At 68.1% G+C, this 12,864-nt stretch carries 13 protein-coding genes; 5 read left to right on the forward strand and 8 right to left on the reverse strand.

Going from position 1 to position 12,864, the window contains the following annotated elements; all coding sequences use genetic code 11:
* Nucleotides 1-29: 29 nt before the first annotated feature.
* The 4 genes from ASF51_RS15775 to ASF51_RS15790 all read right to left on the reverse strand — a co-directional run bounded on the left by ASF51_RS15775 (nt 30) and on the right by ASF51_RS15790 (nt 5,794).
* Entirely contained in the window at nt 30-3,482 is a 3,453-nt protein-coding gene (locus tag ASF51_RS15775) for a DNA polymerase III subunit alpha (protein WP_055931932.1), read from the reverse strand.
* Between the two features lie 5 nt (nt 3,483-3,487).
* Nucleotides 3,488-3,814, reverse strand: coding sequence for a DUF6504 family protein (locus ASF51_RS15780; RefSeq protein WP_055931937.1), 327 nt, complete (start codon nt 3,812-3,814; stop codon nt 3,488-3,490).
* Nucleotides 3,815-3,951: 137 nt separating this feature from the next.
* The gene (locus ASF51_RS15785) at nt 3,952-4,968 is read right to left on the reverse strand and encodes an App1 family protein (RefSeq protein WP_055932317.1); all 1,017 of its coding nucleotides are present in this window, start codon (nt 4,966-4,968) and stop codon (nt 3,952-3,954) included.
* Nucleotides 4,969-5,056: 88 nt separating this feature from the next.
* The gene (locus tag ASF51_RS15790; RefSeq protein ID WP_055931940.1) at nt 5,057-5,794 is read right to left on the reverse strand and encodes an SOS response-associated peptidase; all 738 of its coding nucleotides are present in this window, start codon (nt 5,792-5,794) and stop codon (nt 5,057-5,059) included.
* A 67-nt stretch (nt 5,795-5,861) separates the two neighbouring features.
* On the opposite strand from ASF51_RS15790, the gene ASF51_RS15795 reads away from it, so the two are divergent.
* From ASF51_RS15795 to ASF51_RS15815, 5 genes are all read left to right on the forward strand, one after another.
* Entirely contained in the window at nt 5,862-6,521 is a 660-nt protein-coding gene (locus tag ASF51_RS15795; RefSeq protein WP_055931943.1) for a TetR/AcrR family transcriptional regulator, read from the forward strand.
* Nucleotides 6,522-6,659: 138 nt separating this feature from the next.
* Nucleotides 6,660-7,505 (forward strand): ABC transporter ATP-binding protein, encoded by an 846-nt coding sequence (locus tag ASF51_RS15800; RefSeq protein ID WP_055931946.1) that lies wholly within the window; start codon nt 6,660-6,662, stop codon nt 7,503-7,505.
* The gene (locus ASF51_RS15805; protein ID WP_055931949.1) at nt 7,502-8,188 is read left to right on the forward strand and encodes an ABC transporter permease; all 687 of its coding nucleotides are present in this window, start codon (nt 7,502-7,504) and stop codon (nt 8,186-8,188) included. The genes ASF51_RS15800 and ASF51_RS15805 overlap by 4 nt, the downstream gene beginning before the upstream one ends.
* Entirely contained in the window at nt 8,185-8,922 is a 738-nt protein-coding gene (locus tag ASF51_RS15810; protein ID WP_055931952.1) for an ABC transporter permease, read from the forward strand. The genes ASF51_RS15805 and ASF51_RS15810 overlap by 4 nt, the downstream gene beginning before the upstream one ends.
* Before the next feature lie 2 nt (nt 8,923-8,924).
* Nucleotides 8,925-9,851: an ABC transporter substrate-binding protein gene (locus tag ASF51_RS15815; protein ID WP_055931955.1), complete on the forward strand. Its 927-nt coding sequence runs from the start codon at nt 8,925-8,927 to the stop codon at nt 9,849-9,851.
* Between the two features lie 61 nt (nt 9,852-9,912).
* Here ASF51_RS15815 and ASF51_RS15820 read toward each other — a convergent pair whose 3' ends face one another.
* The 4 genes from ASF51_RS15820 to ASF51_RS15835 are packed head-to-tail and all read right to left on the reverse strand — an operon-like array spanning nt 9,913 to nt 12,782.
* Nucleotides 9,913-10,764 (reverse strand): CPBP family intramembrane glutamic endopeptidase, encoded by an 852-nt coding sequence (locus tag ASF51_RS15820; RefSeq protein WP_055931958.1) that lies wholly within the window; start codon nt 10,762-10,764, stop codon nt 9,913-9,915.
* Nucleotides 10,712-11,395, reverse strand: a complete 684-nt coding sequence (locus ASF51_RS15825; RefSeq protein ID WP_055931961.1) for a DedA family protein — start codon at nt 11,393-11,395, stop codon at nt 10,712-10,714. Before ASF51_RS15825 ends, ASF51_RS15820 begins: the two co-directional genes overlap by 53 nt.
* A 58-nt stretch (nt 11,396-11,453) precedes the next feature.
* Nucleotides 11,454-12,398, reverse strand: a complete 945-nt coding sequence (locus ASF51_RS15830; protein ID WP_055931964.1) for a M56 family metallopeptidase — start codon at nt 12,396-12,398, stop codon at nt 11,454-11,456.
* Nucleotides 12,399-12,401: 3 nt separating this feature from the next.
* Complete coding sequence (locus ASF51_RS15835) at nt 12,402-12,782, reverse strand: BlaI/MecI/CopY family transcriptional regulator (protein WP_055931967.1); 381 nt, start codon at nt 12,780-12,782, stop codon at nt 12,402-12,404.
* Nucleotides 12,783-12,864: the final 82 nt, after the last annotated feature.

The raw sequence follows: 12,864 nt of genomic DNA on the forward strand, positions 1-12,864 counted from the left end.
CCTATTGTGCGCCTCGGCCCGCCGCCGCACTACGAGGCCTCGCGCCCCTGGTGGCGCTGGGTCTGCTGCCACTGCGCCCACAGCGCCTTGAGGTCCCACGCGTTGGTCGCCTCGATGGAGATGCCGCGCTCGCCCGTGCGCCTCGTCTTGCCCTGGATCACCATGAGTTTCGTGCCGAACAGCAGCGCACCCGCACGGTCTTGCGCCTCTTCGAAGAAGGTCGAGTCCGAGCATCCCGAACCGTCGTCGAGGCTGATGAAGACCACGCGTTTGCCACTGCGCATCGGTGGCGTCTGCGTGGCGACGCGGATGCCGGCCACCAGCACGGTGGTGCCGTTCCAGCACCCGAGCAGCTCGCTCGAGGGCATCACGCCCAGCTCGTCGAGCAGGGGTCGGTAGCTCTCGATCACGTGCTCGCTCACCTCCATCTGCAGAACATCGAGTTCGGTCGCGACGCGCTCGACCATGCTCGGTTCGGGATTCGCCTCGGTGAGCTGCTCGCGGTCGTCGACGAAGATCGGCAGTGTGGGCTGGGCGTTGCGCGTCGCAGGCCGTTTGGACCGGGCGACCAGCTCGCGCACCCGGGCCATCACATCTCCGCGGGTGGGCTGCGCGCCGCCCGACGAGCCGTCGTGCGCCGCGAGCGAGTCGAGGGCCCCGACGAGGGCGAGTCGGGTGAGCAGCGCGCGCGACGGTGCTGCCCGCTGGTAGAAGTCGCCGATGCCCGCGTAGGGCTGGCCTGCGAGGATGCGGTCGAGTTCTGCGGAACTGATGCCGTGCACGTCGCTGAGCGACAGTCGTATTCCGAGGATCACGTCGTCGGGATCGGCGAGCACGCCGTGCGACCGGGGCGGCTCGATGCGCTCGACCCTGTAGATGTCGCGCGAGGCGCTGACATCGAGCGGCAGGATGGGCACGCCCATGCGCCGGGCCTCGGCGAGCAGCAGCCGGCGTGGATACATGCCCGGGTCGTGCGTGAGCAGGGCGGCCACGAATTCGGCCGGGTAGTGGGTCTTCAGCCAGGCGCTCTGAAACGTCGGCAGCGCGAAGGCCGCCCCGTGGGCCTTGCAGAACCCGAAGGAGCCGAAGCCCTTCAGCACAGCCCAGATGCGCTCGATCGCGGCGTCGTCGTAGCGACGGGCTCCCGCGGCGTCGACGTTGGCGGCGGTCTCGAGCCGGAACCGCTGCTCGACCAGCGCCTCGGGATGCTCGATGGTTCGTCTCAGCTCGTCACCCTCGGCGAGGGTGACCTGCATGCACAGGGCGAAGATGCGCAGGATCTGCTCGTGGTAGATGACGACCCCGTAGGTGCTCTCGAGGAAGGGGCGGAACGTCGGGTGCAGATACTGCGGCTGGGCGAAGCCGTGCTTCACGTCGAGGAACGGAGCCACCATGTTGCCCTTCATCGGCCCGGGCCTGAACAGCGAGATATCGGCGATGAGGTCTTCGAACTCGGTGGGCTGCATCTTGCCGATGAGTTCGCGCTGGCCCGGGCTCTCGATCTGGAACATGCCGAGGGTGCGGGTCGTTCGGATCGCCTCGAACGTCGCCTCGTCGTCGAGCGGGATCTCGTCGAGCTCGATGATGCCGTCGGCGCTGACGTAGCGCGCGTCCACCGGAAGTCCGCCGGCATGGGCGGCACGACGGCCGTGGATGCGCTGGATCTCGGACACCGCGTACGCGAGGGAGCTCTGCATGCGCACGCCGAGCACGTCGAGCTTCAAAAGGCCCGCGTCGTCCATGTCGTGCTTGTCGTACTGGCTCATCGGAAGACCCATGCCGCTCGGCTGCACCGGGGTGGTGCTGAGCAGGTCGTCGTTGCCGAGGATCACGCCGCACGGGTGCATGCTGATGTGCCGGGGAAGACGGTCGAGCCGTTCGGTCAGATCGACGAGCATGTCGATCTGGGCGTCGTTCTTCACGAGCGCGGCGATCTCGCGCAGCTCGGGCTTCTCGGTGAGCACCTGGCGGAAGTCGCGGGCGTTGAACCGCCACAGGTTCGTGGCGACGAGGTCGATCTGGGCATCGTCGAGCCCGAGGGCGAGCCCGGCGTCGCGCGCCGCACCCCGTGCCCGGTAGGTGTTCTGCATCGACATGAGGCTGACCCGGTTCTGGCCGAAACGCTCGAAGATGGCCCGGTAGATGTCGTGCCGACGGGCCGACTCGACGTCGATGTCGATATCGGGCAGGGTCGACCTCGCGTTGCCGAGAAAGCGCTCGAACAGCAGATCGTGCCGCGCGGGATCGACGTTGGAGATGCGCAGCAGGTAGTTCACCAGGCTGCCCGCGCCGGAACCGCGCGCCTGGTTGCGCACATTCATGGAGCGCATCAGCGACGACACCTCGGCGACGGTGAGGAAGTAGCTGGCGAAACCGAACCCGGCGATCGTCGAGAGCTCGTCGTCGAGGCGCGTTCGCAGCGACTCGAGCTCGCTCGGTTTCGCATCGGCATAACGCTCGAGCAGCCCGGACTCGCTGCGGCGGCGCAGTTCGACGACCGGGTCGCCCTCGATGCCGAGCACGGCCGAGGAGGGGATCTTGGGGCGACGCCAGGCCAGGTCTGCGTGCGCGTCGAGCCGGCAGGCGTCTGCGAGGCGCTCGGTGGCGGAGAGCAGCTGTTCGGCAGCGGATCGAGGCAGGGCCGAATGATCGACGACGAGCAGGGCGAGCCGCCTCATGGTCTCGGCGGGCTTGAGCCAGGCCTGCGCATTGGGCTGCGGCTGGAAGGCGCCGAGGGGGCGGAGCCTGTCGGCCGCGTCGAGCACGTCACCCGTGACGGCGTCGTCGGGCTGCAGGTAGCGCACGGCATTGCTGAGAACGGCGGGAACACCGACCGTGTCGGCCAGCTCGAGCAGGCGCGCGGCATGCCGGATGCTCGCCCGGTCGCCCGGCTCGGTGAGGTGGCACACGATCTCGACCGCGAGCGCGCCCGGCAGCAGGCGCTTCCACTCGGTCAGAAGAGATGCCGCCAGAGAGAGGTCTGCGGCGGCGACGGCCTGTGCCACATCGGAATCGGGCCCGAGCAGCACGGTCGCGACGGGGCCGGATTCGCCGAGGATGAACCCGCTCGGCCTGGACTTCTGCACGCCCACATCGCCCGGCTGCCGGGGCATGCCGTCGGCGGCCGGGCTGTGGGCCGCGCTGATGAGGCGGCAGAGCGCGGCCCACCCCTCGCCGGAGTTCTGGCCGTGGGCGAGCACGGTGATGCGGGCGGGCGACGCCGCCGCGGCCGTCGCGAGGTCGGCGGACGCGCCGCGTCGTCGTTCGGGCAGCAGAGCGAGATCGACGCCGACGATCGCGTCGATGCCGGCGGAGAGGCAGGCGCGCACATGGCGGATCGCGCCGTAGAGGCCGTCGCGATCGGTGATGGCCGCGGCCTCGGCGCCGTCGTGCACGGCGGCGGCCACGAGGGCCTCGGGCTGCGACGTGCCGAAGTGCGCCGAATAGGCCGACGCGACATGCAGATGAGTGAACCGGGCCATGGTCGTCAGGCGAAGAGCTGTGCGTCGAGCACGTCGTCGGATGCGCGGCTCAGGCTCCAGACGCCGGTGGCCGCGTGCAGGCCGAGGTCGAATGTGCCGTCGAGCAGGGAGGCGCCGGAGGTGAGGGGCAGGGCGTCGACCCTCCACATCTCACGATCGATCAGGCTCTCGCCCGCACCGCGCGGCGCACGGGCGTCGAGCTGCCACCAGGGACGTCGCGCGAACCAGCGTTCCGGGGCGCTGATGACCCCGTAGACGACACCCCGCCACACGAAGCGCACGGGGGAGCCGTCGTCGGACAGCTCGACGCTCACGGGTTCGTCGATGTTCATGGGCCGCTCTCCGATCGGGAGACATTCGAATATATCTTCTATATTCGAAGTGTACGAAGCAGCACCGACATGCGCCAGTCGACCCGGCGTGGCGGCAGACGTCTCAGGGTGCCAGACGACTCAGAGTGCCAGACGACTCAGAGCACGCCGGCGTCGTGGAGCTGGTCGGAGAGGCCGGCGCCGTCGGGCGCGTAGACCCAGGTGGCCCCGGTGCGCTCGGTGTGCACCTCGTCTTTCGAGCGGCCACCGGCCAGCACGGCCTCGCTGTTCGAGAGCTGCCGGATCGCGACCGCGGCGACGTTCTGCGGGAAGTCGGTGGTGAACTCGGCGTAGATCTCCTCGTCGTGCTGGCCGTCGTCGCCGATCAGCAGCCATCGCATGTCGGGGAACTCCCGGGCGAGCCGGCGCAGGTTCTCGCGCTTGTGTTCGCGCCCGCTCCGGAACCAGCGGTCGTGGGTCGGCCCCCAGTCGGTGAGCAGCAGCGGGCCCGCGGGGTAGAGGTTGCGCGAGAGGAAACGAGTGAGGGTGGGAGCCACGTTCCATGCGCCGGTCGACAGGTAGATCACGGGAGAACCCGGGTTCTCCGTGGTCAGGCGCTCGAGCAGCACGGCCATTCCGGGCGTGGGTACTCGTGCGTGCTCGTCGAGCACGAAGGTGTTCCACGCGGCGAGCAGCGGACGCGGCAGCGCCGTGACCATCACCGTGTCGTCGATATCGCTCACCACGCCGAAGCGGGTCGAGTCCTCGAGCACGAAGACGGGGGACTCGACGGTCTTGCCGCCCTCCGTTCCGATCGTGACCGTCTGCCAACCGGGATCGAGCGCGACCTCGATGACGACATCCACGACCCCGCCGCGGTCGGCCGCGACAGTGTGCGATCGCCCGCCCGCCTCGATCGTGACCGGCACCTTGCCGAACGGCACGCTCGTGAAGCTGCGCCATCCCCTGATGCTCTCGATGTGCTTCTGGGCCTTGCGGTCCGCTCGCGAGCCCGGGCGCGCGGGTGTCGTGAGAAGCACACGGGCGAGCACCCGGAGCCATGTGGTCGAGCCGTATCCCGCGTAGGGGATGATTGTCGGGACCTTGCCGCTGGCCTGCGCACGCTTCTGCCGGAACTCGTGCACGGCGTCTTCTATGCGCGCCGCACGGTGCATGATGACCTCGGCACCCTGCTTGGCCGAGAGTGTCTTGTCTGCTTTCCGCACACCCCAGTGTTGCACGCATCCCCTGTCGGGGTCGGGGTCAGTGAACCGGCAGCACGAGTTCTGGTGAGTCGTTGCCGACGGTGCCGACGGCCGTGCCGACCGTGTGGAACACCATGTCGTCGGCGAGTTCCTCGGCCGCGAGGGAGATCTCCGCCAGCAGCCGTGCGTCTCCCGTGGTGCGCGGGTCGAGCCAGTCCTCCATGAGGCCGGGCTCCAGGAACACCGGCATCCTCTCGTGCAGCGACGCGAGCGGACCTGCGCCCTCCCTCGTCAGGATCGTCGTCGACAGCAGCCAGCGCGCGGGGTCGTCGGCCGCAGCGGCCGGGTTGCGCCACCATTCGTACAGGCCCGCGAAGAGGATGGGTTCGTCGTCGCCCGACGACACGAACTGTGGCGTCTTGCCGCCGTCGGGCGCGACCAGCCACTCGTAGTATCCCGAGGCGGGGATCGCCGCACGGCGGGAGACGACGGCCTCGCGGAAGGCCGGTTTCTCGGCGGCGGTCTCGATGCGCGCGTTGAACAGGGGTGCGGATGCCGTGGGCTCGGTTGCGAACGACGGCACGAGTCCCCAGCGCGCCGCCTCCAGGCGCCTCAGCACCTCGGGGGCGTTCTCGTCGGTCGCCGCAGCGCGATTGACCGCGTCGATGATCACCGGGATGCGCTGGGTCGGCGCGACGTTCCACGACGGCTCCGGCAGGTCCGCCCCCTCCACATCGACGTCGAAGAGGGCGACGAGGTCGCCGGCTGCACGGGACACGACGAAACGACCACACATGTGCTCTATTCTGCCGCCCCGGCGCAACTAGTATGATCACGACATCCCCATTGAAAGGATCGGCGCCGTGCCCAACAACGTCTTCGAGGAAACCCGCGCCGAGGCCGTACAGGTGCGCAACGAGCCGATCCAGGCGCGCAGCTCCGACCGCATCGCCGCCCTGCTCGACGCCGCCGCCGCCGTTGTCGACGAAGTGGGCATCGAGCGCCTCACGACCGCCCTCGTCGCCGATCGCGCCGAAGCATCCATCGGCACCGTCTACCGCTACTTCCCCGACCGCATCGCGGTGCTGACCGCCCTCGGCACGCGCAGCGTCGAGCGCTTCCTGCGCCAGTTCGAGGCAGACCTGGCCGAGAAGAAGCCCGCCGGATGGGTCGACGCCGTCGTCGTGTCGATCGGATCGTCCGTGGCGATGCACCGTGGCGAGGTGGGATTCACCTCCATCCGGCTCGGTGACCTCGTCTCCTCGCCCGAGACCGACGTCTCGCGCATCAAGTCGCACCGCATCGCCCAGACCCTGCACGACGTTCTCGTCGACGACTACGGAATGCCGCAGGACGCGGCCTTGCTCACGCGTCTCGAGATCGCGGTCACCATGATGGACGCCCTCCTCGTGCGCGCGTTCATGCTCGGAGGAACCGGCGACGAGAAGATCATCGGCGAGTGCGAGCAGATCGTGCACGACTACCTCACGAGGCACTACGAGAGCGACTCGCAGACCGTCTGACGCGCGCGACCGGCTGCACCTTAGCCTGCCGGACACAATTCGTCATGCCCAGCGGGTGTGCTTTGCCTATCGAGGCGCTCCGTGTTTGGCTGGTCATACACGCGTGCACTCGGGCGCGCCAGACGAACGGGCCAAGACATGATCGAGTTCCGTCAGGTGTCGAAGCAGTTCCCCGACGGCACACTCGCCGTCGATGACTTCAGCTTGGTCATCCCCTCGCGCAAGACCACGGTCTTCGTGGGCTCCTCGGGCTGTGGCAAGACCACCATCCTCCGCATGATCAACCGCATGATCGACCGCACGTCTGGTTCGATCGAGATCGATGGCGAAGACATCGTCGGACTCGACAAGGTGAAGCTCCGTCGGCGCATCGGCTACGTTATGCAGAACTCCGGCCTGCTGCCTCACCGCAAGGTCATCGACAACGTGGCGACCGTTCCCCTGCTGAACGGCGTGCCGAAGAAGCAGGCCCACGCACGGGCCCTCGAACTGCTCGACACGGTCGGCCTCGACCGTTCCCTCGCGAACCGCTACCCGAGTCAGCTCTCGGGCGGGCAGCAGCAGCGTGTGGGTGTCGCGCGCGGGCTCGCGGCCGACCCGAACATCCTGCTCATGGACGAGCCGTTCGGCGCCGTCGACCCCCTGGTGCGCGCCGAACTGCAGCAGGAGCTGATCCGCCTGCAGCGCGAACTCGACAAGACCGTCGTCTTCGTCACCCACGACATCGACGAGGCCTTCCTCCTGGGCGACCAGGTCGTCATCCTGCAGAAGGGCGGCGTCATCGTGCAGAAGGGGTCTCCGACCGAGATCCTCAGCGCCCCGGCGAACGACTTCGTCGCCGACTTCATCGGGGCGACGAAGGGCAAGCGGGCACTGCACATCGACAGGCGAGACGGCCGTGAGGTCGTACTCGACAGCGAGGGCCGCGCGGCCGGGGTGCTGGTAGACGGCCCCACCGGCGGCAGCAAAGACGCGCCCGCATGAACTGGGTCATCGAGAACCTGCCCCTCATCGGCCAGCGCACCCTCGAGCACCTCGCCCTCAGCATCCCGCCGATCGTCCTGAGCTTCGTGCTCTCGGTTCCGCTCGGCTGGCTGGCCAACCGCTACCGACCGAGCCGCGGCGTGCTGCTCACCGTGCTCGGCCTGCTGTACGCGGTCCCGTCGCTGCCCCTGCTCATCGTTCTTCCGATCATCCTCGGAACCGGCGCGCGGGACTCGATCAACGTCGTCGTCGCGCTCACCCTCTACGGCATCGCACTGATGGTGCGCACGACGTCGGATGCGCTCGGCTCGGTCTCGTCGGACATCAGCCAGTCGGCCACCGCGATGGGATTCTCGCCCTGGACGCGCTTCTGGAAGGTCGATCTGCCGTTGGCGGGGCCGGTGCTGCTCGCCGGCATCCGGGTCGTGGCCGTCAGCACCGTCAGCCTGGTGACCGTCGGCGCGGTCCTCGGCATCAAGAGCCTCGGCCTGCTCTTCACCGACGGTCTGCAGCGCAACATCGTGGCCGAGGTGTTCGCCGGCATGGTCGCCACCATCGCCCTCGCCCTGGTGATCGACGCCGTGCTCGTGCTCATCGGCAGACTGGTGATGCCATGGACGCGCGCGACACGCGTCGCCCCGACCCGCCGCGCACGTCTGACTGCAGAGGCGGCCGCATCGTGAACCTCCTCATCGAGGCATTCGCCTGGATCTTCGATCCCGCACATCAAAGCGGTCCGAACGGTATTCCGATCCGTCTGGTGCAGCACCTCACCATCAGCCTCGTCGTGCTGGTGATCTCGAGCGTCATCGCCATCCCCCTGGGCTATCTCATCGGCCACACCGGTCGCGGTCGTAGCCTCGCCGTGAGCCTCACCGGAGGATTCCGGGCGCTTCCGACCCTCGGACTGCTCATCATCCTCGCGCTCTGGCTCGGCATCGGAGTCGAGGCGCCCGTCATCGCCCTGGTGGTGCTGGCAGTCCCGCCCATCCTGGCCGGCGCCTACTCCGGTTTCGAGGCGATCGATCGTCGCACGATCGACTCCGCCAGGGCCGTGGGAATGACGGAGTGGCAGATCGTGCGCAAGGTCGAGATTCCTCTCGGCCTGCCGCTTCTGATCGGCGGCCTCCGTTCGGGCACGCTGCAGATCATCGCGACGGCCACGCTCGCCGACTACGTGGGCGCCGGCGGGCTGGGGCGGTTCATCTTCGTGGGCTTGAAGTCCAACGACTACCCGCAGATGCTCGCGGGTTCTGTTCTCGTGATCGCGCTCGCGTTGCTCAGCGAGGGAATCTTCGCGATCATCCAGAAGTTGGTCGTACCACGCGGCGTCGTCGCGAACCAGAACACAGACGTCCGCACGCCGTCATCCCGACGCGTGGCGGTGGTGGGGTCTCCCACCGAAGAGAGGAAATAACGATGTTCACAGCAAACATTAAGAAGGGCCGGGTCGTCGCAGGCGTTATCGCGGTCGGCGCCGTGGTGGCGCTGGCAGGGTGCGCAACGAGCGATCCGCTGGACGCCGGATCGAGTGACTCGGCCAGCACCGACTCCATCGTCATCGGTTCGCAGGACTACTACTCGAGCGAGATCATCGCCGAGATCTACGCCCAGGCGCTCGAGGCCAACGACTACACCGTCGACCGCCAGTTCCGCATCGGTCAGCGCGAGGTCTACCTGCCCGAGATCGAGGCCGGCAAGATCGACCTGTTCCCCGAGTACACCGGAAGCCTGCTGCAGGCGCTCGAGCCCGACACGACGGCCACGACGAGCGACGACGTCTACACCGCGCTCGAGTCGGCCCTGCCCGACGGCCTGCGCGTGCTCGACAAGTCGGAGGCATCCGACCAGAACTCCTACACGGTCACCGAGGCGTACGCCTCCGAGAACAACCTCACCGATATCGCGTCGCTCAAGAACGTGAAGACCCCGATCGTCGTCGGCGGCAACGCCGAACTCGAGACCCGTCCCTACGGTCCCGCCACGCTGAAGGAGAAGTACGGCATCGACACGACGTTCCAGTCGATCGAGGACTCCGGCGGACCGCTGACCGTGAAGGCGCTCGTCGACAACACGATCCAGCTGGGAAACATCTACACGGCCGACCCCAACATCAAGTCCAACAACCTCGTGGCCCTCACCGACCCCGATGGACTGTTCGTCGCCGACAACGTCGTTCCCGTCGCATCGACCAAGGTCGACGACAAGGCGGCCGACATCATCAACAAGGTCAGCGCGGCACTGACGGAAGACGACCTGGTCGACCTCAACTCGCAGAGCGTCAACGACCAGAAGTCGGCCGAGGTCATCGCCAAGGCCTGGCTCGACGACAAGAAGCTGTTCTAAGCACCGAATCCTGCTCGAGAGGAGCCCGTCGACCCGTGGTCGGCGGGCTCCTCTTCGTGTGTCAGGAGACGGCGAGCAACCCGAGGAGTGCCACGCCGTTGAAGACGGCGTGCGCCACGATTCCCGGCCCGAGCCTGCCCGTCCGGGTGGCCAGAACCGCGTTCGCCAGACCGAGGAGCAGCGTCGAGCTGCCGAGCACGAGGAGCGTGGTCACGTCGGGCGCCTGGTAGAGATGGATGGCCATGAACAGCACGGACGAGGCCACGATGCTGCCCACGAGCGCCGCACGGATGCGCGCAGCGCTCGGCCTGGTCGTGCGGGGGCGCGAGGCCCGTCCCCGGAGCACCCCGTTGCGGATCGCTCGAAGCAGAAGGCCACGGAAGAAGAGCTCCTCGACGACGGGAGCGACGAGAGTGGTGGCGACGACCGTGTTGAGCACGATCCAGACGACGTCGTTCTCGACCGGTACGTTGCTCGTCGGAGCTCCGCCGGTCATCGACACGAGCGGGACGGCCACGACCACGCCCGCGATCTTCGCAGCCACCCCCACGCCGAGTCCGATGGCCAGGTCGACCGGTGCGATACGCAGTCCGAAATCACGGGCGAGCGACCCTGTTCCGTGACGCCGGGACGCGACCAGTACCGTCGCGAACAACGCTCCGTACCCGAGGATCACGGCTGCGAACAGGAGAAACCCCTGGGCTTCCAGCGGCACGAACAGTGAGACGACATTGACGGCGACGACCATCACAACGAAGGCCAGCAGTCCGATCGCGAACTGCGGCAGTCCCCACCGGATCACCGGGCTCGGAAAGTAGTCCGCCGTGCTGTAGTCGACCGAAGCGCGCTCGAGAGGATCCTCAGCGGGGGAGGGTGCGTCCGGCGGCGGAGTCGGAGGGGTCTGCTGCGTCATGCATGTGCCTTTCCTCGCCATGGGCGATGAGCTTCTTCACGATCACGACCACGATGACGAAGGCGACGATCACCCCGACGAAGATGTAGCCGGCGAAGTGAAGGCTGTCGGCGAGCTCGCGGTAGCTTCCGGCGGCGAGCGACCCCGCCGTCACGTAGGCGAACGACCACAGGATGCACGCCGGCAGCGTCCAGGCGATGAAGCGTCGATACGGCATGGGGCTCATGCCCACCGTGACAGGGATGAGGGAGTGCAGCACGGGCAGGAACCGCGACAGGAAGACGGCGATGCCGCCGCGTCTGGCGAGATAGCGCTCCGCCCGCTGCCACTGACGCTCTCCGATGCGCCGTCCCAGCCGAGAGTGTCGGATGCGCGGCCCGAAGTAGCGTCCGAGCATAAAGCCGATGCTCTCGCCGGCCAACGCCCCGATGATCGACGCGAGTGCGAGCGATATGTACTGCACGGGCCCCTGCACCCCGGTGGCGGTGACCAGCAGCACGGTGTCGCCGGGCACCACGAGGCCGAGAAGAATACTGGTCTCGAGGAGCATCGCGACGCCCGCGATCAGCGTTCTCCACACGGGATCGACGCTGGACACCGTGTCCAGGATCCAGGTGAGAATCTCGTTCACGCATCGAGCCTATGACCTGCCGACGCCTTCGAACTGGGGATGAGCCGAACCGGCAGGACTACAGCAGCGTCAGGAGCACCGCGACAGGGCTCGCGATGAGGGCGAACGACACGACGAGCACGAGCGGCCGTGCCCCGGCCGGGAGTGCGGCGGGCGGGGAGACGAGGCGCGAGACACGGGCGCCCAGCGTCTCGGGATCGGCTTCGGGAACCAGCTCGTCGGATGCTGTGCTCGCGGCCGTCGGATCTCCGTCGCGCCAGGGTGAGCCGACGATGGCGATGGCGGTGGCGAGCGAGGCGTCGTCGACCTCCCGCCGCGCGTCGTCGTCGGCGAGCATCTCGACGAGCAGGGCGACGGCCTTCTCCGCCCGGTTCGCGATGGGGAACCAGGGGAGCGCGATGTTCCACGCCTTGAATGCGAGGAGCACCAGGTGGTGGTACTGACGGAGGTGGGCCCGCTCATGGGCCAGCACGGCGCGCAGCTGCGCGGCATCCAGAACCCGCACGAGGCCTTCGGTGAGCACCGTGATCGAGCGGACTCCCGGCAGGCAGTACGCGACCGGCGCGGGGAAGTCGAGCATACGCGTGCCCGGGCTGCCCTGAAGCGGCGAACTCAGCAGGCCGATGAGGGCGCGGTGTCGCCGTCTCTCCCGGTCGGTGCTGACCGCCGTCGAGGCGAGGCTCAAGACGAGGTGCGCGCCCAGCACGACGGCTCCGGCGAGGGCGACGAGCTGGAGCGCGCCGGTCTGCGAGGGGAGCGGCCCCTCGAGGAGGCGGCCGGAGAGAAGACGCGCCGCACTGCCGAGGTCGCCGTCGAACGGCGTCAGCCCGAAAGCGAGCAGTGCCCCGATCATCGAAAGTCCTCCCGAGAGGGCGATCGCCTGCCACAGCGCCAGGGCGGTTCCCGGTGCGCGAGCGGGCCAGGATGCCTTGGCCAGCGCGATCGGGACGGGCCAGGCGAGGGCGAGGGCCAGGATCGCGAGCCCGATCGAGGCTGCGAACACCGGCTACTCGCCGGTGCCGCGGGATGCGAGCAGTCGGCGAAGCGTCTCGGCCTCGGTCGGCGAGACGCCTCCGACGAACCGGGCGAGCGCATCGTCTCGGTCGGGTGCGAGCTGCAGCACCTCGTGCATGAGCTCGGCCGTGTGCTCCGACCGAGAGTTGACCGCGTGGTAGCGGTGCGGCCTCGTGGCGCGGGTGCGTGAGACGAACCCCTTGCTCTCGAGCCGCGAGAGCACGGTGAGGAGGGTGGTGGTGGCGAGTTCGCGTCGTTTCGCCGGGGCCTCGACGGCTACCAGTCGTTCACCGAGCTCGGGTGCGGAGAGGCCGTCGGGCGATTCCCAGAGTGCGTTCATGACGGAACGCTCGAGGACGCCGAGAGTGATCATGGGTCCAGACTACCTTTTCGTTCGAGGATGTTCTACGCTCTGTAGAAGAAGGATTTCTACGTTGTGTAGAAGTCTACTTCCG

This window comes from Agreia sp. Leaf283 (assembly GCF_001422485.1).
GTDB lineage: Bacteria > Actinomycetota > Actinomycetes > Actinomycetales > Microbacteriaceae > Agreia.

Coding starts and splice junctions, on each gene's coding strand:
- ASF51_RS15800 (WP_055931946.1), top strand. CDS start 6,660: ATGATCGAGTTCCGTCAGGTGTCGAAGCAGTTCCCCGACGGCACACTC.
- ASF51_RS15815 (WP_055931955.1), top strand. CDS start 8,925: ATGTTCACAGCAAACATTAAGAAGGGCCGGGTCGTCGCAGGCGTTATC.
- ASF51_RS15805 (WP_055931949.1), top strand. CDS start 7,502: ATGAACTGGGTCATCGAGAACCTGCCCCTCATCGGCCAGCGCACCCTC.
- ASF51_RS15790 (WP_055931940.1), bottom strand. CDS start 5,794: ATGTGTGGTCGTTTCGTCGTGTCCCGTGCAGCCGGCGACCTCGTCGCC.
- ASF51_RS15785 (WP_055932317.1), bottom strand. CDS start 4,968: ATGCACCGTGCGGCGCGCATAGAAGACGCCGTGCACGAGTTCCGGCAG.
- ASF51_RS15780 (WP_055931937.1), bottom strand. CDS start 3,814: ATGAACATCGACGAACCCGTGAGCGTCGAGCTGTCCGACGACGGCTCC.
- ASF51_RS15820 (WP_055931958.1), bottom strand. CDS start 10,764: ATGACGCAGCAGACCCCTCCGACTCCGCCGCCGGACGCACCCTCCCCC.
- ASF51_RS15835 (WP_055931967.1), bottom strand. CDS start 12,782: ATGATCACTCTCGGCGTCCTCGAGCGTTCCGTCATGAACGCACTCTGG.
- ASF51_RS15775 (WP_055931932.1), bottom strand. CDS start 3,482: ATGGCCCGGTTCACTCATCTGCATGTCGCGTCGGCCTATTCGGCGCAC.